Source organism: Marinobacter sp. SS21 (assembly GCF_028369065.1).
Lineage (GTDB): Bacteria > Pseudomonadota > Gammaproteobacteria > Pseudomonadales > Oleiphilaceae > Marinobacter.
In genome coordinates this window covers 60,054-80,722 of sequence record NZ_JAQNDA010000012.1, presented here as the reverse complement: position 1 = coordinate 80,722, position 20,669 = coordinate 60,054, and the positions used below count along the sequence as shown (strand labels likewise).

Below are 20,669 nucleotides of genomic sequence, written 5' to 3'. Positions count from 1 at the left end.
AGAGCCTCCCTAACCTGCCCGCCGCATCAGCAGCGCCCCCACCACCGCGCTAATGGCGATGGGCACCAGGACGGCGATCACCGGATTGAAACCGAAGACCAGACTCATCGGCCCCAGCAAGTCCTGCATGTATTTGAACAGTAGCCCCACTATCAGCCCGGCAAAGACCCGAAAGCCCATGGTCACCGAACGCAGCGGACCAAAAATGAAGGAAATCGCCACCAGTACCATCACCGCCGTGCCCACCGGCATCAGCACTTTCTTCCAGAACGCCAGCCAGTAATTGGCCGCGTTCAACTCCTGTTCGTCCAGGTACGACGCGTAGGTAAAGAGCCCGGTAACCGAGAGGTTTTCCGGCTTCACGATCAGCACGCTCAGTACCTGCGGTGACAAACCGGTGTCCCAGCGAACCTGGCGCCTTGCCTCGCGCTCGGTGGCGACATCGCCGAAATGAGTGGTACGTACGTTCTGCAGCAACCAGTGATCGCCCTGGTAGATGGCCCGGGCGGCAAACGTGGCCTTTTCCATGGCGCGGCGGTCCGAAAACTCGAACAGTGACACCCCGTGCAGCACTCCATTCGGCTCCACTGCATTGAGGTGGATGAAGGTGTCCCCCTCCCGATGCCAGATCCCCCCCGACGACGCGATGTTGTGGCTGGCGCCCTGGGCAACCGCCTTCTGGCTTTGGGCCGTACGCTCCAATGGCGGTGCCACGTACTCTCCGATCATCAAACCGATGATGACCACCACCAGGGTTGGCTTCATCGCCGACCAGACGATGCGGCGGATGGACACCCCGGCGGCGCGAATGACCGTCAGCTCGGAGGAACTGGCCATGGCGCCCAGCCCCACCAGGCAGCCCATGAAAGCCCCCAGCGGCAGATAATCGTAGATTCGTCGCGGCACGGTCATCAGTACGTACAGCAGCGCCTGTAGGGTCTGATACTCCGCCTTGGCATCATCCAGCTCGGCGATAAAGGCAAAAATCAGGTCCAGCGACAGCACCACCACCATGACCAGCAGAGTGGCGCCACCGACGGTACGCATTACATAATTGTCGAGCTTACGCACGGCGCTGGCCCTCCCGGATCAATCGTCGGCGGTGCCACCACGGCGGCCCGAACTGCAGCCACAGGGCCAGCACCAGGAACAGCGCATGCACCCACATCATGCCGATCCACTCAGGCACTTTGCCGCCCTCAACCGCATCCCGGGCCACGATCAGCAGCCCCAGGTAAACGATGTACACCAACATGGCCGGCAGCAGGTGGAAGAAGCGGCCCTGGCGCGGGTTGACCCGGCTCAGACGCACCGCCAGCAGGGTCACGATGGGCACAATTAGCGGCAACGAAAACCGCCAGTGCAGCATCGCCCGGTGCTCCGGGTCGTCCGAGCCGATCAGGTCCAGGGTGCTGATGGCCTCATCCAGCTGCCGATCCCGCGCACTGCCGGCCTGAACCTTCAGGCCGTAGGCATCAAAGGTGGTCACCTGATAATCCAGCTTGCCGGGCATGCCCTGGTAGCGGGAACCGCCTTCGAGAATCAGGAACCGGCTGCCGGTCTCGCTGTCGAGGAATTGGGAACCGACATCGGCGGTAATGATCGTCAGGCCCGGCTCACCACGGGAATACTCGGCAATGAAAACGCCCTGCAGTTCGCGCTTGTCGTCGCTGAGCGCCTCGGTGTAGGTCACCCGCCCGCCCGATGACAGGTCCTGGAAGCGGCCGGGCGCCAGCATTTCAAATTCGGTGGCCTTGCGCTGATCGTTAAAAATCTGCTCCACCTGTTTCATGCCCCAAGGCGACAGGTACAGACTCATGCTCCCGACAACCAGCATCACAATCAGGCTGCCGATCAGGGTCTGGGCGATGATCTGGCGGTCACTGACCCCGCAGGCAAAGAGCACGGTCATCTCGCTCTCCAGGTACATACGCCCGTAGGCCAGCAGAACCCCGATGAAGAACCCCAGCGGCAGGATCAGCTCCAAAAAGCCCGGAAAACGGTACGCCATGATCTGGAACAGCACATCGCCCGCCAGCTCCCCGGCAGCGGCGTCCGCCAGATACTTGATAAAACGACCGCTCATGAATACCAGCAGCAAAACGCCGGACACCGCCAACATGCTGATCATGACTTGTCGCGTCAGGTAACGGAAAACTATGCTCAAAGCAGTCTCTTCAGGTAGCAGGTTGGATGTTGGGTGCAACAATCAAATTGTGGGGTATTCTAAGTAACCTGACCGGGGAATGACAGACCAGCCTGCACCATTGAGCCAGAGGCGTCCCGTGAGGAAGCGCTTGATAATTTTCACCTTAGCCCCAATGCTTAGGTCCCTGAAAGTCATCGTGCCCGCCGCTCGCCGGGGCCAACCAAACAACCAGATTCGGGAGTTGCCATGAATTTCACCCTGAGCAGTAAAGCCATTGCCAGCCAAAAAGCCGATTGCATCGTGGTCGCAGTCCCCGAAAATGGCGACTGGCCCGCATCCACCCTGGCGGTGGATGCGGCGCTGGGCGGGCTGCTGCGTCAGCTGAACGAGAGTGGCGACATCACCGGCAAGAACGGCAGCTGCCTGCTGGTTCCGGTTGCGGGCCAGCCCTGGCCACGGGTCTTGGCGGTGGGCACCGGTGCCGACAAGGAGCGCACGCCGACCAACTTCCGCAAGGCGCTGATCGCCGCAGTGGGCCAGTTCAAGGACGGCGCGGCCGGTCACGTGATGATTGCCCTCGCCGACACTCCGACCACGGGCGACGAACAGGCCCAGTCCGAAGCGGCCCGACTCAACCTGATCGGCCGCACCCTGGAAGACCAGCTATACACCTTCAACGCCTACAAAAGCGGCAAGCCTCCGGTACGCAAACTCAGAAAGGTGACGGTGGCCGCATCCGGCGCCAGCAAGCCGCTGAAAAGCGCCTTTGAGCTGGGCCTGGCGACCGGGCGCGGTATGAATTTCACCCGCGACCTGGGCAACACACCGCCCAACGTCTGCCATCCGAGCTGGCTGGCCGAGCAGGCCGAACAGCTGGCTCAGGAACACGAGCTCATCAAGACCGAAATTCTTGACGAGAAACAGATGAAGAAGCTGGGCATGAACACCCTGCTTGCCGTTGCCGCCGGCAGCACCCAGCCCGCCCGCCTGATCATCATGGAGTACCGTGGTGGTAACGCGAAGGACAAGCCCCATGTTCTGGTGGGCAAAGGCATCACCTTCGACACCGGCGGCATCAGCCTGAAACCCGGCGAAGGCATGGATGAAATGAAATACGACATGGGCGGCTCCGCCTCGGTCTTCGGCGCCATGCAGGTATTGGCGGAGACCAAGCCCAAGATCAACGTGGTGGGCGTAATCGCCGCAGCCGAGAACATGCCGGATGGCGGTGCGGCCCGCCCCGGCGACATTGTCACCTCCATGTCCGGGCAGACCGTCGAAATCCTCAACACCGACGCTGAGGGCCGGCTGGTCCTGTGCGACGCCCTCACCTACGTCAAACGCTTCGATCCGGCAGTGGTCATCGACCTGGCCACCCTGACCGGCGCCTGCATCATCGCACTGGGCAATCACGCCACCGGCCTGCTCAGCAACGACGACGACCTGGCCAACGAACTGTTGGCCAGCGGCGAACGCGCCTGCGACCGGGCATGGCGCCTGCCGCTGTGGGACGAATACCAGTCCCAGCTCGACAGCAACTTTGCCGACATGCAAAACATCGGCGGTCGCCCCGCAGGCACCATTACCGCGGCGTGCTTCCTGTCCCGCTTCACCAAGGAATACCGCTGGGCTCACCTGGACATTGCCGGTACCGCCTGGCATTCCGGCAAGGCCAAGGGCTCCTCGGGCCGCCCGGTTCCACTGCTGATTGACTACCTGATGTCCCATGCCAGCAAGTAACCCCGGCAGCATTGACCAGGATCACCGGAACCAGTCCTACTGGTTCCACATCCTGGCCCAGAACACCCCCGCCGCCCGCAATCTCCACGCCGTGCGCCTGGTGGACAAGGCCTGGCAGCAGGGCGATCGGGTCTGCATTCTCTGCGACAGCCCGGAGCAGGCTCGGGAACTGGACGATCTGCTGTGGCAGTTCAGTCCCGAGGCCTTCATCCCCCACCGGGTGATTTCCGATTCCGCCACCGCCTGCACCGAGCCCGTTGGCATCCTGCTTTGCCCGCCGGTGCCCGAAGACTGGGACACGGTGGTGATACTGTCCGCCACCCTGCCCACCAATGCCGAGCGCTTCAACCGACTGGCATTGGTAGCCCACAACCATCCGGGCGTGCTTAACCAGGCCAGAACTCATTACAAACAGCTTCGGGCGCTGGGCATCGAACCACGGGTACACGATTTCCGGAAACGGTAGTCTCTGCACCTTGCCGGTTGACCAGCCAGGGTTCGCCGCGCCACCGACGACCATGTATAATTGCGGCTCTTGAGGAGCACCTGCATTCCATTAACCAACCCGGTCACCAGCAAAACCCATGGAAAAAACCTACCAGCCAGAAAACATCGAGCGCCAGTGGTACGAAAACTGGGAATCCAAAGGTTACTTCCGCCCCTCCGGTGAGGGTGAGAGCTACACCATCATGATTCCCCCGCCCAACGTCACCGGCAGTCTGCATATGGGCCACGCGTTCCAGCACACCATTATGGATACGCTCACCCGCTACAAACGCATGCAGGGCAACAACACTCTTTGGCAGGTAGGCACAGACCATGCCGGCATCGCCACCCAGATGGTGGTGGAGCGCAAGCTGGCCGTAGAGGAAGAGAAGACCCGCCATGACCTGGGTCGAGAAGAATTCATCAAACGCATCTGGGACTGGAAGGACCACTCCGGTGGCACCATCACCCGCCAGATGCGCCGCTTGGGCAACTCCGTGGACTGGGACCACGAACGCTTCACCATGGACGACGGTTTTTACCGCGCCGTGCAGGAAGTGTTCATCCGGCTGTATGACGAAGGGCTGATTTACCGAGGCAAGCGACTGGTCAACTGGGACCCGAAACTGCATACCGCCATTTCCGATCTGGAAGTGGAGAACAAGGAAGAGAAGGGCCACTTCTGGCACCTGCGTTACCCGCTGGCGGGCGGCGCCAGCACCAAAGACGGCAAGGACTATCTGGTGGTGGCCACTACCCGTCCGGAAACCATGCTGGGCGATACCGCCGTGGCCGTTCACCCGGACGACGAGCGCTACCAGCACCTGATCGGCCAGAAGATCCTGCTGCCATTGGTGGACCGGGAGATCCCCATCGTTGCCGACCACCACGCCGATCCGGAAAAAGGCAGCGGCTGCGTTAAGATCACGCCTGCCCACGACTTCAATGACTACGCCGTTGGCAAGCGCAATCAGCTGCCGATGATCAACGTCATGACCCAGGATGCCAACATCCGCGAGATCGCCGAAGTGTTCAACTCCGACGGCAGCGCCAACGGCGACATCGACGGCACCCTGCCCGCCGCCTACGCCGGCAAGACCCGCGAGCAAGCCCGCAAACTGATCGTCGCCGATCTGGAAGCCGCTGGCCTGCTGGAACAGGTGGAAGACCACGTGCTCAGCGTTCCCCGGGGCGACCGCTCCGGCCTGATCATCGAACCGATGCTGACCGATCAGTGGTTCGCCGACGCCAAGACCCTGGCCAAGCCGGCCATTGAAGCGGTGGAAGACGGCCGCATCCAGTTCGTGCCCAAGCAATACGAGAACATGTATTTTTCCTGGATGCGGGACATCCAGGACTGGTGTATCTCCCGTCAGCTTTGGTGGGGCCACCGCATTCCGGCCTGGTACGACGCCGAGGGCAACATCTACGTGGGCCGGGACGAAGCCGGCGTGCGCGAGAAGTACGGTCTGGCCGCCGACCTGGAACTGAGCCAGGACGAGGATGTGCTGGACACCTGGTTCTCCTCAGCCCTGTGGACCTTCGGCACCCTGGGCTGGCCGGAAAACACCGAGCGCCTGCAGACTTTCCACCCGACCGACGTGCTGGTGACCGGTTTTGACATCATTTTCTTCTGGGTCGCCCGGATGATCATGATGACCATGCATTTGACCAAGAACGAGGACGGCACCCCCCAGGTTCCGTTCAAGACCGTGTACGTCACCGGCCTGATCCGCGACGAGCACGGCCAGAAGATGTCCAAGTCCAAGGGCAACGTACTGGACCCGCTGGACATGATCGACGGCATCGAACTTGAGGAACTGCTGGCGAAGCGCACCGGCAACATGATGCAACCGCAGCTGGCCGAAAAGATCGGCAAGCGCACCCAGAAGGAATTCCCGGAAGGCATAGCCGCCCACGGTACCGATGCGCTGCGTTTCACCCTGGCGGCGATGGCCACCACTGGCCGTGACATCAACTGGGACATGAAGCGCCTGGAAGGCTACCGCAACTTCTGCAACAAGCTGTGGAACGCCGCCCGCTACGTACTGATGAATACCGAGGGCGAGGACTGCGGCATCGACAACGAGGCCGTGGAACTGTCTCTGGCCGATCGCTGGATCATCGGCGAGCTGCAACACTGCGAGCAGGAAGTCACCCGCCACCTGGAGCAGTACCGCTTCGACCTGGCCTCTCACGCCCTGTATGAATTCATCTGGAACGAGTACTGCGACTGGTACCTGGAACTGTCCAAGCCGGCGCTGAACGACGAGTCGGCAAGTGCCGAAGCCAAACGCGGCACCCGCCGTACGCTGGTTCGCGTGCTTGAGGCGGTACTGCGCCTGGCGCACCCGATCATGCCGTTCATCACCGAGGAAATCTGGCAACGCATCGCTCCGCTGGCAGGCAAACAAGGTGACAGTATCATGCTGCAACCCTACCCGCAGGCTGCCAGCAGCCAGCTAGACAAGGCGGTGGCAGCAGACATCGAATGGCTCAAGGGCGTGATCGTGGCGGTACGCAACATCCGCGGCGAAATGAACATCTCCCCCGCCAAACGGATTCCGGTGCTACTGCGTGGCGACCACACCGACGACCAACGGCGGATGGACGAGAACCGCCAGTTCCTGATCTCCCTGGCCAAGCTGGACAGCCTGGAATGGTTCGACGGCGGCGAGGCGCCCATGTCCGCCACCCAGCTGGTGGGCGAGATGGAGGTGCTGGTGCCCATGGCCGGCCTGATCGACAAGACCGCCGAACTGGCGCGTCTGGACAAGGAGCTGGACCGTCTGACCAAGGAAATCGGCCGCTTGCAAGGCAAGCTCGGCAATGAAAAGTTCACCGCCAAGGCTCCGGCCGACGTGGTGGAAAAGGAGAAGGAAAAACTCCGCGAGGCCCAGGGTAGCCAGAGCCGGCTCAGTGAACAACGGCAAGCCATCGAGGCCATGTAGACCATGAGGGCACCGCGCAACCCCAACCTTGTCGGCATTCGCGACGGCAAGATCCTGATTCTTGGGGCCGGTGCCATGGGCCGCTTGTGGGCAGCGTCGCTGCCCATGGGCACCGCCCGATTTCTCCGCCGCAGCGACAGCGTAGCCTCGGATTGCCCGTTCTACTTCCAGCCCATGGAAGGAAAGCGTCGCGCCGTCACCATCACGTATTGCGACCCAGCGGATGTGGTGGATGTCCGGCTGCTGCTGGTCACCACCAAGGCGCCAGCAACCTTGACGGCACTGCACGAGCAGTTGGCCGGTCTGCACCCCTCCATTCCCATCGTATTGTTCCAGAATGGTCTGGGCAGCCAGCAGGAGGTGGCCCAGCGCTGGCCTCACCGGCCAATTTTAGCCGCCAGCACCACGGAGGCTGCCAATCGGCCATCCCCGGACACGACCGTGCATGCGGGCATTGGCCACACCTGGATTGGCGCTTTGACCCCGCTGGGCAACGCCTGTCTGCAGGAGGTTATACAGCAACTGTCCCAGAGCCGACTCACGGTCAGTGCCGAAGCCGATATCCAGTCCCGGTTATGGCAGAAGCTGGTGATCAATGCCGGTATCAATCCATTCACCGCACTGCTGGATTGCCCCAACGGCGAGATTCTGAATCATCCGCTGTATGGCCAGTGCATTGATCCGCTGTGTGAGGAGCTTCATCAGCTGATGGTAGCGGAAGGCCTGGATGCGCCGCCTGCCACCGAGCTGAGAGCGAGCATTGAATCCGTAGCCAGAGCGACCGCCAATAACACCTCCTCCATGCGCAGCGATGTGCTCAATGGACAGTTGACCGAGATTGACTACATCAACGGTTACGTCGCCCGCCGCGGCGGCGAACTCGGGCTGGAAATGCCCGTTAACCGCATGCTGACCGACAGCGTGAAAATGCTGTCCAATGATTATCGGCAACGCTGATTCCCCACCACCGAATAGGAACACGCTATGGGCAACCGACTGTCAAAGATCTATACCCGTACCGGCGATGATGGCAGCACCGGCCTGGCCGATGGCAGCCGGGTTGGCAAAAACTCGTTGCGAGTAGAAGCGCTCGGCACGGTTGACGAAGTAAACAGCCACCTTGGTGTGTTAATCGAATGTCTGACCGGCGACGACGCCGTGACCCCGATGCTGCAGCGGATCCAGCATCACCTGTTTGACCTGGGTGGCGAGTTTGCCATTCCCGACAGCGCGCTGATCGGCGCCGACCATGTCCAGTGGCTGGAAACCCGGCTCGATGAACTCAACGCCGGCCTCCCCTACCTGAAGAATTTCATCCTGCCCGGAGGGTCCATGCCGGCGGCTCAGTGTCATCTGGCTAGGGCGGTGAGCCGGCGCGCCGAACGAGTGGTGGTTGCACTGGCCAATGAGGAAAACATCAATGCCTTTGGACGCCAGTACCTGAATCGCCTCTCGGACCTGCTTTTCGTGCTGGCCCGGGTGCTGGCTCGACGAGAGGGTGCCCAGGAAGTGCTTTGGGACCAACAAAAAGCAAAACTGCCCGGGCACTAACCCGGGCCCGCTCAGACCCGGAACGCTTCCACCAGGCGTTGGAGTGACGCCGTAAGCTCCGACATTTCCCGGGATGCCCCAAGCGTCTCCTCGGCGTTGGCTGCGGTGCGTTGCCCCAGCTCACCAATCTCTTCCACGTTGGTATTGACGTTTTTCGCCACCGCCGCCTGCTCTTCCGCAGCCTGAGCGATCTGGTGACTCATATCCACAATGGTGGAAATACCATGGGCAATCCGGTCCAGCGCCTCGGTCACCTGAGAGGACTTGGTGACGGTGGTCTCGGTCACCTCGTGGCTGTTGGTCATTGCCGACACGGCGTCCTTCACCCCGCTCTGGAGCCTGGATATCATGCCTTCGATTTCTTCGGTCGACTTGTGGGTGCGCTGGGACAGCGACCGCACCTCGTCCGCCACTACGGCAAAACCCCGCCCCTGCTCGCCGGCACGGGCGGCCTCGATGGCGGCATTCAGCGCCAGCAAGTTGGTTTGCTCGGCAATGGCTTTGATCTCCACCAGCACCTGGCTGATGCTGTCGCTGTCTTCGCTGACGCGATTGATCACCTTTACCGCATCGTCAATTTCAGAAGCCAGCCGGTTGATCGTCCCCACGGTGTCGGCAACCACCTGCCGACCGGTTTCGGTGTCCTGCTCAGCGTTATTGGCGTTGTCCGACACCCGTAACGCGCTCTCTGCCACTTCCTGAACCGCATCCACCATCTGCTGCATGGCATCGGTAATCTGGTTGGTCTCGTCCATCTGGCGGGCCGAGGCTTCGCTGTTCATGGTAGCGGTGTCATTAACCCGACTGGCCTGCCGGTCCACGTCCTGGGTTGTTGCGCTCACCGAACGAATCAGATCCGCCATCTTGGAGGTCATGTTATTGAACTCGGTCGTCAACTGGCCCAGCTCGTCCCGGTTGTCCAGGTCGATTCTCACCGTCATGTCGCCAGCGGCAACCGTACGGGCGGCGTGACTGAAGCCGGCGATGGCGGTGCGTACGGAGACGAAGAAGCCGACGTAGAGGTAAACAACAATCAATAACACCACCACCAGAACCACAAAGATCAGGCTTCGCTGAGCCTTCTCAGCAACCAGGCGTTCGTTGAGATTTTGCTCGACCACGTCAAAGGTGATGTCGTGGAGGTCGTTGAGATGGTTGAACTGGTCCTCAATCACCCGATTGAAATCCGTCCAGGGCATTTCGAGCCGCATGGGGGTGATCACATTGATATCCAGCGCCTCGCGGGCCTGGATCAGGCTCGCGGACACCGCAGCAATGCTCTCGCCGCCACGGCGGGCAAACTGGCTGGAGGCACTGGCGGCCATCTTGAGACTGGGCTCCAGCAACGCCTGCCGATTGGTCATCGCATCAAAGATTTCGTTCAGGGTATCACTCAGCGCAAACCCCACCTGACCCTCGTTCAGGGCGTAGATGCCAAACGCCCGGGCCTTGCCCATCACACTGCGGGTGTCCTGGGACGATTCTGCAACAAGCTTGAGCAATGCCAAATTCTCTCGGGCGCTGTCATGGCCCAGGCCGGAGATTTCCAGAGTGGCCGTCATCAGAGCCCGGGCCTTCTGGACGAACTCCTGGTAATAGGTGAACTGGGGCATGATACTGCCCTGGTAGCCGTCCTCCCGGCGCAGTTTTTTCCAGTCGCCGTGGAGTTCTTCGATCTGCTGACGCCAGCTACCGTCCTCATCAAACGCCACGGTCTTGGCCAACAAGGATTCGAAGACCTCCTCCACCACCTTAGCCGCCTGCTCCGAGCGGTCCAGCAGTGTCTGGTTGTTCTTCATCTTACCGGGTGCCCGGAGATCGCGATAACGGTAGGCGGCATTTAACAGCCGATCCACCTCTCTCACCTGCTCCAGCCCCTCGACCTCTTCGGTCAGGGTGCCGACCGATTTATTAAGCTCGCTCACCACCAGATATGACAAACCACCAATCGGCAGCAGGAACAGGATGCTGATGAGACTGAACTTGTAGAACATGGGCAGCCGGTTCATAAGCGAAACGGCGGGGTAGATGAAAGTATTCACGGAGTAGTTCCCCCAAACGGAACAGCTGCTTGGACATCGGATTGAGTCGCCCCTGCATAATGCCAAATCATCTCTGCTGGCGCCTGAGGCGGTGGCTGCCAGGCGCGATTTGCAGGCAAAGCGTAGCCGCTGGCAAGAGCCACAACGCCTGATTTGCAAGCTTCAGAGCAGGCTTCCGGTGGCGTACAGCGCCAAAGATGATCTGGAGCGATTCAGAGGCTCCCGAGTTGTTATTCAGGCAGTCCCGGACAAGAATCCAAGGCACCTGAGATAGTTGTCGTCCGATTCTCGCAAATCTTGAGAGCATTTTATTGTAAATTTTGGCAACAACGTCGGTTTTTCGCCGGAGAATGGCAGCGAGATTACCCTCCGAGGCGTCAGACAAGCCCCGCGATCACCAACAACGCCAACAGACACACCCAAATCAGCATGCTGCGATTGAGCAGGTCGCGTATCGCCACCAGACTCCTCCGGCCATAATCCAGCCAATCGTCGGGATGCAGTTGAGAGAACCGTTGCGGGTCCAGGGCATAGCCGGTCAAGGCGCCATTCGCCGCTGCCATCATCACATCGTCTGCCCGCACCGAAGCATTGACCAGGTTCTGTCGCCCCTCCCGGAGCCAACCCGCCAGATCACCGGCCAGACCGAAGCTGAAGGACAGTAGCCGAACCGGTGCCCAGGCCGCCACTTCGACGCCCACGGCGAACCGTGTCCGCGTGGCCGCCTGGGGCCAGTGCTCACGAAGTGCAATCAGACCACGGACAAACAGCACCGCGCCCACGCCGCCGATAACGTACCAGAACGCCAGCAGAAAATAACGCTCGAAGACCATGACCATAAATCGCCGGCACAACTGCAGGTGCATGGTATCGGGTGATGCCGCTTTACCCTGTTCGCTGGCGGGCAGATGAGCACGAATGTGGTGCCAGGCCCCCTGCATATCGCCACGACTCCAGGCTTCCCGGTACGCCCGTAAAACGCCTTTCCACTCCGGAGCCCCCATCAAAGCCACCAACACCAGGCCTTGAAGCGGGTAGGCCAGCACCCCCAAGCCCCGGGCACGGGCCCACCAGTCAAGGGTAAACAACGCAACCGCCAGCCCCCCCAGCAACAGGAGCGGTGAGCTGATCCGCTCGCCGCGCTGCTGCGGCCCGGTGGCCAGCCGGCTAAACAGCTCCCGAAACAGTCGATCACTGTCGACCCGGCCTGCCGCATCAAGTTGACGGCGCAGGAAATAGGCCAGCAAAAAAATCAGTAGCTGCATGGGCTGGTGTCCTGCATCAGGTTGCCGCCAGAAGCGCGTGAAAATGATCCCAGTCAAACGCTGGACCGGGATCGGTTTTGCGACCCGGCGCGATGTCTGAGTGCCCAGTGATGCGATCGGCAGTAATCGCCGGCCACGCCGCCATGATGTGCCGGGCTAACCCGACCAAAGCCCTATACTGGGTCTCGGTGTAGGCCAACTCATCGGTCCCTTCAAGCTCAATACCGATGGAAAAGTCATTACACTCGACCTCGCCCCGGAAACAGGAGCGCCCCGCATGCCAGGCCCGATCCAGTAACCGGACAAATTGCGTGACCCGTCCATCCCGCTCGATCAGTGCGTGAGCGGATACCTGGAGGTCTGCGATCGATGCGAAGTAAGGGTGCGTTTGAGGGTCGAGTCGGTTACAGAAGAACTGTTCAATCTCACCGCCGCCAAACTGTCCGGGCGGAAGACTGATGTTATGGACCACTAACAGGGAGATCGCCGCGCCATCAGGGCGGGGACCAAAGTTGGGAGAAGGACACCAACGCACGTCGGGCAGGAGCCCGGAGTGCCGTAACGCGTCGAGTGTTTCATCGGAAAGGCGGTTTTTGGGGCGCAAGATCGATCCGTTGGCCGGTTAGGCGGCGAGTCACACAGGGCCGCGTGTCCGGGAAACCGCCGCTAACTCCGCACGCGTTGCTCACCGGGGGCTGTGCGACGGCATCCGGGTATGAAACCGATTGAAGCACAAAGCCCGGGCCGTTGCCAGGGCATCAGCCCGCGCCCGCCGGCGCACACCGGCTCAGTCCCGCCGATTGCTACGCAGGTTGTCGATGATCGACTCCAGCGCCCGGTCGAAAATCAGGCCGTCATCGAGCATCGCAATCTCTTGATCTGCCAATGCCCGGGCCAGGTCATCCCGGAAGTACTCAGCAACCTTGGCACCATTTCGATTAACGAAGATGTATTTTCCGGTTGTTTTAATAAAGGCAGCCAGCTTGCAGCGCACCCGATTACCATGACTGAGCAGCTCTACCCATGATCCGACCCGCAAAGCGTCGGCCCTGGCCAGCCATTCCTCGCCTACCCTCTCGCCCGACTGGGCATCGGACTGCGGGCCTGGCGACATGCCAGCGCTTGGCTCAGATGGCGCTGCAGCCGGCTGGGCACTCTGCGCACTCTGCGCTGTCGTGGTTTCAAGCGGCGCGATCGCCGGCTGAGCTTCCACCGCCGCAACGTCGGGTTCCCGTAACTGTGGCGACCGTTCCACCATCTGGCTGGTGACCAGGCGCTGGAAAACATCCACATGAGCCAGTTCCAGATCGCGAATGGCGTTGTCGGTGGCAAAGGGGTCCCAGGAAATGGTCTGCAACCCCTTTCGCAAGCCATCAACAATCGACGGGATGGCCCGCAACAAATCGCTGCGTGTCTGCTCAACCACCGGCTGCGGATCGACACTCCAGATCAATTGGCGGGTCAACTCCACCGCCGACGCCCATCGGGAACTGCCGTCACCGTCTCTGAGCACCGACCACTGCAGATACTTGCGCCAGGGGTTCTCAAGAAATTCAACCACCACCGGCGGCACATCCCGATCGCCCGATAACTCCGCCAGCACTTCGTCCACTTTGGTTTTGGCCTGCTCCTGCTTGGCCCGCCCTTCCTCGGCATCCCGCAAGCGTTGCTCAACCAGCGCCCGCCGACGATTGTCCAGATCCATGAAATGGGAAAAGTCCGTCAACAGCTCAGCAAACAGCTCGATATTGTCGGAATAATTATCCAGTAACTGGCCCACCACCGATTCGATCTTGTCCTTTAGCGGGTCTCGCTGACCCTCGCCCTTCGGACTCCAGCTCAGCCCTGCCAGGGCCAGTTCGTTCAGTAACTTGCGCGCGGGGTGACCACCACGATTAAAGAAACTTTGATCGCTGAGTGCGACCTTCAGCACCGGAATCTGCAACCGCCCAATCAGCGCCTTCATCTCGGCCGGTAACTGACGGTCCTCTAGGATAAACTCAAACAGCATGGACACGAGGTTAATGACATCATTATCCACCTGTTTAAGGGCGTAACCCGGTCCGCTTTCCGGCTTGAAAATGGGGTTGAGCTGGACCGTCAGCGAAGGCACGGCACCGTCACCCCACGCCTGAGCTGGTTTCTGGAGACTGCTCAGCAACTCCATCAGCCCCGACGTATCGAGTTCAATGGTGCCGCCACCGCCAGCGGCAGCGCCTTCTCCACCGCCATCCCTGTGCAACAGCGCCGAGAGTTCGGAAAAAGTGGCTTGTTGCCGGGCCTGATTGAGCGCCTGTTGGGCGCTGGACTCGGCCTTAACCGGCTGAACCCGGGGTGGAACCGGTGACCGGGGGGCGGGCGGAGCCGGTTTAGCGGCTGTCTTGGCGGCGCTCGCACGCTTGAGTTGCGGCAGCACGCCCTCCTTGACCAGCAACTCATTGGCCGCCTCGTACAACTCCTGCAGCTTGCTGATCAACAGCTTGTCGAAGAGCTTGAACACGATCAGCTTGGCGCGGATATCAATCTCCAGATCGCCACTGGCCTCAGCCAGTCCGGTACAAATGGTTTCCGGGCTGAGGGGAATCTGGCGGGATTCGAGCTTGAGATCCGGCACCAGGTGCTGCACCCGTTCTCCCAGCAGGCGGGCCGGTTCCGCATAATGGTTGCGCAGCTTGTTCATCAGATTGTCGATAGCGACACTTTGCTCTAGATCGGACTGATCCATGAGCGACAGGGAATCCTGATCGACCTGATCCAGAGCCATCATTCCGGGCACAGGATCGAACCGTCCAAGCTCGTTAAACGAACGACTGACCCACTGGAGGATCGAGATCGTCATGTTCTTGCGCTGCAGGCGAAGCTCCCGCATGGCGTTGAAGTAGGCAGCCTGGTCTTCGGTGGACAATGCCTTTTCCGACATATTGAAGAGGACATCATCGGAGCTGTCAAAAAAGTCGGAAAGAATTCGGCGAAGTTCCTGCGCCGAGGTGTCCCGAAGTCGAATCAGCGGTCCAGGCAGACTGACCCTGCTTACAAGTCCCTGCGTCTTCAGGCTTACGACCTTGTTGTCCTGCGCCATACGGATGACCCCGATCCCAGAAAATAGTGAATACCGCACTTCACATCATAGGCGCTTACCCAGTCATCTTGTGTCAGGTTTTGTCACCTTTTGTGTACTTCGGAACTACGTCACACTTTCGAAATATTCCCATCCAAATCGGGCAGTTACAAGAGCACAAACAGGCGACATATAATCCTGCCGAGTGACGCATTACGTCACCTCACAATACCGCAACAACGGCACGTTTGTGGTCAACCACTTGATAGCAGTAAAATCCTCTCCGTTCACTTTCAAGTAGCCCCTGATTCAAAGGCCGCCGAGATCATGATTCCTCCCGAACTCCTTCGACAATCCCTTGTGGAAACCGTAGCCCTAAGCCTCCGCGAGGATATTGGCAGCGGCGACATCACCGCGGCCCTGATTCCGGAGGAGCGCGTCACCTCGGGCCAGGTCATCACTCGCGAAACCGCCGTCGTCGCCGGCCAGCCATGGGTGAATGAAGTGTTTCGCCAGGTCGATCCAGGCGTACAGATTCAGTGGCATGTTCGCGACGGTGACGTGGTTCAGGCCAACCAGGTGCTGTTCAGCTGCGAAGGCAGAGCCCGCAGCCTGCTAACCGCCGAGCGTTCAGCCCTGAACTGGTTACAGTCGCTCTCGGGAGTGGCCACCACCTGTCACGACTACGCCCGAATGGTGAACCATACCCAGGTAAAACTGCTCGATACCCGCAAGACCCTACCCGGCATGAGGCTGGCACAGAAGTATGCGGTAACCTGCGGCGGCTGCTTCAATCACCGCATCGGGTTGTGGGATGCGTTCCTGATCAAGGAAAACCACATTGCCGCCTGTGGCTCAATCACCGAGGCCGTCAAGGCCGCCCAGCGGCTCGCGCCAGGGCGGCCGATAGAGGTCGAGACGGAATCCATGGCGGAACTGGAAGAGGCCCTGGCGGCCGGGGCCGACACCATCATGCTGGATGAGTTCTCACTGGAGGACATGCGGGCGGCGGTTGCACTGGCCAAAGGAACGTCTAAACTGGAAGCGTCCGGCGGAATCAATGCGGAAACACTGGTCAAGGTCGCCGAAACCGGCGTTGACTACATTTCCATCGGCGCCCTGACCAAAGACGTCAAGGCCATTGATCTGTCGATGCGGCTGAACGCGTTCTAGCAGCCTAGGTACATTGCCCGCGGCCAAGGGTGGCGCGGGCTGAGCCGGATCTTCGCCGAGACGCGCCCTGGCCGGGGCGTGGTAGTGTTGCGCAGAAAAGTATTGCGGAGATAGGTATTGCGCAGATAGGTATTGCGCAGAGAAGTGTTGTGCGTGCCCGCGGATTTAGCTGGCACGATTGCAGTCACTTGTCGAAAGCAGGGAGAACAAGCGCTTTCGGCGTTACACGGGTAGGGATGCCAGTGACCGGAAACAGCAACATCACATCAGGGACCGATTGGCGAAGAATCGCTGTCGATCTCCTGCTTTTTGGCGGACTCGCCTATTTAAGTTACTGCTTCCTGCACCGCGTGCTGGTTTACCCTTCGGCGTGGCTACCGACCGGTTATGCCATCGGCTTGCTGCTAACTCACGGAACCCGCCGTCTGGGCACGATCCTGTCCGGAATACTGTTGGCCTCGCTGATTCCAGCCGTGCTGGATGAGCGCGAATGGAGCGGCGCTGCACAGAGCGTTGCCAGCGCCAGCGCCTACACTCTGGCAACCTCATTTATCACGTGGTGGGCCTACCGAAAGCTCCTGCCAACTCAGCTCCCACTGGACCGCTACACCTCCTTTCTTTGGTTTCTAGGCGCCCTGACGCTGGCCAGCTTTGCTGCGACCCTGCCGATGCTGACCCAACTGCCCCAGGTAGACGCAGCGTTAAAGGTCATGCCTCTGCACCCATGGTTTGCCAGCGTTCTGGGCACCGTGATCGTCGCCCCAGTGATGATGAGCAACCGCTGGGGCTCGCTGTACCTATGCCTCCGCAAGCAGCCCTGGGAGGCATTGGCCTGGACCCTGACCCTGGGGTTCGTGCTGCTGGTGGTTTGGCACGACCCGCTTCAGAACCTGTACCTGATGTTTCTCCTGACAATCTGGGCGGGCACACGCTTCCCACTCCCAGCGGCCATGGCGAGCATCGCGCTGTGCGGTGCCGGCGCTCTGAGCGCCATCTTCCTCTCCATGCCTAGTCCGGTTACGCCGTCACAACTGCTGGTCATGGAGGCGCTGCTGGCGCTGATGGTCACAGTCTCCTGCTACGTGCGCATACTGCTGAACGATCGCGAGCGCATCGAGATTGACCTCGAAGACATGGTCAGGCAACGCACCAACGAGCTGCAGATTGCCAACGCCGAGCTGAAGGACGAAATCTTTGTACGCCAGCAGGCGGAGAAATCCTACCGCCGCTCCTCCCGTCACTTCCGGGCGTTGTTTGAAACCGCCAGCACCCCGATTGTGGTGGTGGATGAGAAGATCAATATCCGCCAGTGGAACAGTGCTTCCGAATCGTTGTTTGGCTATAGCCGCGACGAAGCCATCGGACGCAGTTTCAGTACCGCTTTCATCCCCTCCGAACAGCGGGACGAGCTATCCTGGAAGATCCTCAAGCTGTTTAAGAGTGGGCTCCCCCAGGAAACGCTGGAAACCGAAATTCAGGGCTTTAACGGCAGTCAGCACTTCATTCTGTGGAATTTGAGCCGGCTCAACGAGGACGACGATCCCGGCCAACGCCGGCTGATCCTCATTGGCCAGGATATAACCGAAATTCGCAATTCCCAGAATCAGCTGCACTACCTCGCCCACTATGACGTACTCACCAATACCGCCAATCGCCGACTGTTTGAGGACCGCTGTGGCCAGGCCATCAGTAGCGCCTTGCGTCACGGCCACAGCAGCGCCCTGATCTGCCTGGATGTGGACCACTTCAAACGCATCAACGACACCCTTGGCCATGACGCCGGCGACCAACTCCTGAAAGAGCTGGCCCAACGACTCAGGAACTGCGTACGCAAGGAGGACACCATCGCCAGACTGGGGGGCGACGAGTTCGCGGTACTGCTCAGTCAGGTCAAGGGCGCTGAAGGCTGCGAAAAGGTGGCCCGCTACATCCTGGATACCCTGATACAACCCATCAAAGTGTCAGGCGGCGAGCTGGTCATCACCTCCAGCATCGGCATCACGCTGGCCCCAGAGGACGGCAGCAGCTATGAGCAATTGCTGAAAAACGCCGATATGGCGATGTACCGGGCCAAGAACGCGGGACGTAACAACATCCAGTTCTTCAGCAAAGACATGAACGATGAAATGCAGCGGCAGCTTACCCTGGAGCAGGAGCTTCGAGACGGCATCCGCAACGGCCAGCTGGACCTCCACTACCAGCCGGTGTTGAATGCAAAGACCGGCGCCATCGACGGCCTGGAGGCACTGCTGCGCTGGCACCACCCCAGCAAAGGCACGCTGACCCCCGCCGAGTTTCTGGACATCGCCGAGCAGACCGGCCAACTGCAGCCCCTGGCGGAATGGATTTGCCTGAATGCCTGCCTTCAGGCTCGCGCCATTCAGGCCATGAGCAAAAATCCCGTGTGCATTCGCGTCAACCTGTCGTCGCGCCAGTACAACCACCCCAAACTCGCCGATCAGTTGGGACGGATCATACGGGAAACCCGTTTGGACCCGTCACTGCTGCTGATTGAGATCGATGAGCGCATCCTGTCAGAACGGCATGCCGAATCGGTGCTGGTTCTCGACAACCTGAAACGACTGGGCGTGGGCCTGGTGCTGGATCATTACGGAAGCGGCCTGTCCAGCCTGAAACTGTTGCGGGATCTCCCCTTTGATCAGGTCAAGATTGACCAGCAGCTGTTGCACCTGGCGCCGAAGGATGACAGCAGCCGGGCAATCGTCCACACCCTCATCAACCTGGCCAGACAACTATCGCTCACAGTCGCCGCGTCCGGGGTGGAGACGGAGGATCAGGAAACGTTTCTGCGTTCGACAGGCTGCCATCTGCTGCAGGGGCATCGATTTTGCCGGCCAGTTCCGAGCAACAAGCTGGCCGAACTGTTTGCCCGGGTGAAGAAGGAGGGATCACTGCTGACTGACACTCGGGCGAACCTGCCACTGACGGGCATTTTCCCGATAAACAAGGAGTAATTCTCTAACGAGGAATAGCCCGGTCAGGCGGAGGGGGGGCCGGACAACAGCCGGTCCATCTCTTCCAACTCACTGATCAGCCGTCCCCCGGACTGCTGGCGGCCACGAAAATGCTCTTCCGCCATGGGCGCCATGCCGGATACGTGGGGCAACGGCCCCCCACTCTCCACCAGCGCTTTCATCCGTTGAATGAAGATGAATTGCAGCCACTCGGTAAACTCCAGGGTGTCCACGGCAAACGGCTGGGTACTTTGCAGCGCTTCCATTGACGGCGGCTTGGATGACCAGGCGTCCAGGCGACGCAGTTCCATCTCTATGTTCAAGAGTGAATCGGTCACCCGATCAAGTTTGTCTTGCTCACTGATCATCGACGCTACCAACGCTGTGACGTGTTTGCAGAGCCCGCGCAGACCTCAGTCTGCCAACGGCTCCAACTCAACCTTCTCACCATGAAGGACACCAAACAGATTTTCGAACTGCTTCGTTAGCGCATGCTTGGGCGCCATATGAACCAACGGTTCCCGGCACTGGTGAGACTCTTTCATTTTAACAGAACTGGACAGGCGCACCGGCAACACCGGCAGGCCTTCGTCAATAAGCTCACCGATCAGTTTTCTGGGCAAACTGGCACGGGGCTGGAACTGGTTGGCGACAATCCCCTCCACCACCAAGTCCCGGTTGTGGTCTTCCTGGAGATCCCGAATTTCGTTGAGGATGTTGTACAGCGCCTGGCGCGAGAAATCATCACAGTCGAAGGGGATCAAACAGCGCTCTGCAGCGATCAGCGCCGACCGGGTGTAGAAGTTGAGCGCAGGGGCGGTATCAACGTAAATGGCGTCAAAGGTCTCACCCAGCTTATGCAGAGCCTCCCGCAACTTGTAGATCTTATGCTTGGCCTCGAGCTTGCGCTCAAGGAAGTCCAGGTCTGGACTGGAGGGCATGACAAACAGGTTATCGAACGGCGTGGCATGCACAAATTCATCGGGGCGGCGATTAAACACCGTGAACGCGACGGTCTGTTCCAGCAGGTCGGCGACGGTATCTTTCAGTTCGCTGGCTGGCTTATCCAGCAAGTACTGCGTGGAGTTACCCTGGGGATCGAGGTCGACCACCAGCGTACGCTTGCCTCGGGCCGCGCTGATTGCCGCCAGGTTGCAGGTGATGCTGGATTTGCCGACACCGCCTTTCTGATTGAATACCACTCGTCTCATATCGCCCTCTGCCTGTTGTGCTCGAATATCCAGCCCCTGTGAGACTGGTTTATTGTTGTTACCTATTT

General features: G+C 60.1%; 15 protein-coding genes. 7 read left to right on the top strand and 8 right to left on the bottom strand.

The features are described from left to right. Nucleotides 1-9: 9 nt before the first annotated feature. Together lptG and lptF are read right to left on the bottom strand one after the other, a co-directional pair. A complete protein-coding gene (gene lptG / locus N6L25_RS15330; protein WP_271981963.1) occupies nt 10-1,071 on the bottom strand; it encodes an LPS export ABC transporter permease LptG in 1,062 nt (353 codons plus the stop codon). Further along, nucleotides 1,064-2,167, bottom strand: a complete 1,104-nt coding sequence (gene lptF / locus N6L25_RS15325) for an LPS export ABC transporter permease LptF (RefSeq protein WP_271981960.1) — start codon at nt 2,165-2,167, stop codon at nt 1,064-1,066. The genes lptG and lptF overlap by 8 nt, the downstream gene beginning before the upstream one ends. A 228-nt stretch (nt 2,168-2,395) precedes the next feature. Between lptF and N6L25_RS15320 the strand changes: the two genes are divergently transcribed. The 5 genes from N6L25_RS15320 to N6L25_RS15300 all read left to right on the top strand — a co-directional run bounded on the left by N6L25_RS15320 (nt 2,396) and on the right by N6L25_RS15300 (nt 8,877). After that, nucleotides 2,396-3,889, top strand: coding sequence for a leucyl aminopeptidase (locus tag N6L25_RS15320; RefSeq protein WP_271981958.1), 1,494 nt, complete (start codon nt 2,396-2,398; stop codon nt 3,887-3,889). Then, nucleotides 3,876-4,355, top strand: coding sequence for a DNA polymerase III subunit chi (locus N6L25_RS15315; RefSeq protein WP_271981956.1), 480 nt, complete (start codon nt 3,876-3,878; stop codon nt 4,353-4,355). The genes N6L25_RS15320 and N6L25_RS15315 overlap by 14 nt, the downstream gene beginning before the upstream one ends. A 118-nt stretch (nt 4,356-4,473) precedes the next feature. Further along, complete coding sequence (locus N6L25_RS15310; RefSeq protein ID WP_271981954.1) at nt 4,474-7,326, top strand: valine--tRNA ligase; 2,853 nt, start codon at nt 4,474-4,476, stop codon at nt 7,324-7,326. Nucleotides 7,327-7,329: 3 nt separating this feature from the next. Further along, a complete protein-coding gene (locus N6L25_RS15305) occupies nt 7,330-8,283 on the top strand; it encodes a ketopantoate reductase family protein (protein ID WP_271981953.1) in 954 nt (317 codons plus the stop codon). A gap of 27 nt (nt 8,284-8,310) precedes the next feature. Further along, complete coding sequence (locus tag N6L25_RS15300; RefSeq protein ID WP_271981951.1) at nt 8,311-8,877, top strand: cob(I)yrinic acid a,c-diamide adenosyltransferase; 567 nt, start codon at nt 8,311-8,313, stop codon at nt 8,875-8,877. A gap of 11 nt (nt 8,878-8,888) precedes the next feature. Here N6L25_RS15300 and N6L25_RS15295 read toward each other — a convergent pair whose 3' ends face one another. From N6L25_RS15295 to N6L25_RS15280, 4 genes are all read right to left on the bottom strand, one after another. Then, entirely contained in the window at nt 8,889-10,919 is a 2,031-nt protein-coding gene (locus N6L25_RS15295; protein ID WP_442915260.1) for a methyl-accepting chemotaxis protein, read from the bottom strand. A 377-nt stretch (nt 10,920-11,296) separates the two neighbouring features. Then, nucleotides 11,297-12,184, bottom strand: coding sequence for a histidine kinase (locus N6L25_RS15290; RefSeq protein WP_271981949.1), 888 nt, complete (start codon nt 12,182-12,184; stop codon nt 11,297-11,299). 16 nt (nt 12,185-12,200) lie between these two features. After that, the gene (gene ampD / locus N6L25_RS15285; RefSeq protein WP_271981947.1) at nt 12,201-12,788 is read right to left on the bottom strand and encodes a 1,6-anhydro-N-acetylmuramyl-L-alanine amidase AmpD; all 588 of its coding nucleotides are present in this window, start codon (nt 12,786-12,788) and stop codon (nt 12,201-12,203) included. Nucleotides 12,789-12,971: 183 nt separating this feature from the next. Further along, nucleotides 12,972-15,263: a DUF1631 domain-containing protein gene (locus tag N6L25_RS15280; RefSeq protein WP_271981945.1), complete on the bottom strand. Its 2,292-nt coding sequence runs from the start codon at nt 15,261-15,263 to the stop codon at nt 12,972-12,974. A gap of 306 nt (nt 15,264-15,569) precedes the next feature. Between N6L25_RS15280 and nadC the strand changes: the two genes are divergently transcribed. Both nadC and N6L25_RS15270 read left to right on the top strand, forming a co-directional pair. Next, a complete protein-coding gene (nadC, locus tag N6L25_RS15275) occupies nt 15,570-16,415 on the top strand; it encodes a carboxylating nicotinate-nucleotide diphosphorylase (protein ID WP_271981943.1) in 846 nt (281 codons plus the stop codon). 242 nt (nt 16,416-16,657) lie between these two features. Next, complete coding sequence (locus N6L25_RS15270) at nt 16,658-19,390, top strand: bifunctional diguanylate cyclase/phosphodiesterase (protein WP_271981941.1); 2,733 nt, start codon at nt 16,658-16,660, stop codon at nt 19,388-19,390. A gap of 23 nt (nt 19,391-19,413) precedes the next feature. Here N6L25_RS15270 and N6L25_RS15265 read toward each other — a convergent pair whose 3' ends face one another. Both N6L25_RS15265 and N6L25_RS15260 read right to left on the bottom strand, forming a co-directional pair. After that, complete coding sequence (locus tag N6L25_RS15265; RefSeq protein ID WP_271981939.1) at nt 19,414-19,758, bottom strand: YqcC family protein; 345 nt, start codon at nt 19,756-19,758, stop codon at nt 19,414-19,416. A gap of 45 nt (nt 19,759-19,803) precedes the next feature. Next, complete coding sequence (locus N6L25_RS15260) at nt 19,804-20,601, bottom strand: ParA family protein (RefSeq protein ID WP_271981937.1); 798 nt, start codon at nt 20,599-20,601, stop codon at nt 19,804-19,806. Nucleotides 20,602-20,669 lie beyond the last annotated feature (68 nt).

Excerpts from the sequence above, each read along its gene's own strand:
- N6L25_RS15300 (WP_271981951.1), top strand. The coding sequence starts at position 8,311 with ATGGGCAACCGACTGTCAAAGATCTATACCCGTACCGGCGATGATGGC.
- N6L25_RS15290 (WP_271981949.1), bottom strand. The coding sequence starts at position 12,184 with ATGCAGCTACTGATTTTTTTGCTGGCCTATTTCCTGCGCCGTCAACTT.
- N6L25_RS15305 (WP_271981953.1), top strand. The coding sequence starts at position 7,330 with ATGAGGGCACCGCGCAACCCCAACCTTGTCGGCATTCGCGACGGCAAG.
- N6L25_RS15310 (WP_271981954.1), top strand. The coding sequence starts at position 4,474 with ATGGAAAAAACCTACCAGCCAGAAAACATCGAGCGCCAGTGGTACGAA.
- N6L25_RS15260 (WP_271981937.1), bottom strand. The coding sequence starts at position 20,601 with ATGAGACGAGTGGTATTCAATCAGAAAGGCGGTGTCGGCAAATCCAGC.
- N6L25_RS15320 (WP_271981958.1), top strand. The coding sequence starts at position 2,396 with ATGAATTTCACCCTGAGCAGTAAAGCCATTGCCAGCCAAAAAGCCGAT.
- nadC (WP_271981943.1), top strand. The coding sequence starts at position 15,570 with ATGATTCCTCCCGAACTCCTTCGACAATCCCTTGTGGAAACCGTAGCC.
- N6L25_RS15265 (WP_271981939.1), bottom strand. The coding sequence starts at position 19,758 with ATGATCAGTGAGCAAGACAAACTTGATCGGGTGACCGATTCACTCTTG.
- N6L25_RS15315 (WP_271981956.1), top strand. The coding sequence starts at position 3,876 with ATGCCAGCAAGTAACCCCGGCAGCATTGACCAGGATCACCGGAACCAG.
- N6L25_RS15280 (WP_271981945.1), bottom strand. The coding sequence starts at position 15,263 with ATGGCGCAGGACAACAAGGTCGTAAGCCTGAAGACGCAGGGACTTGTA.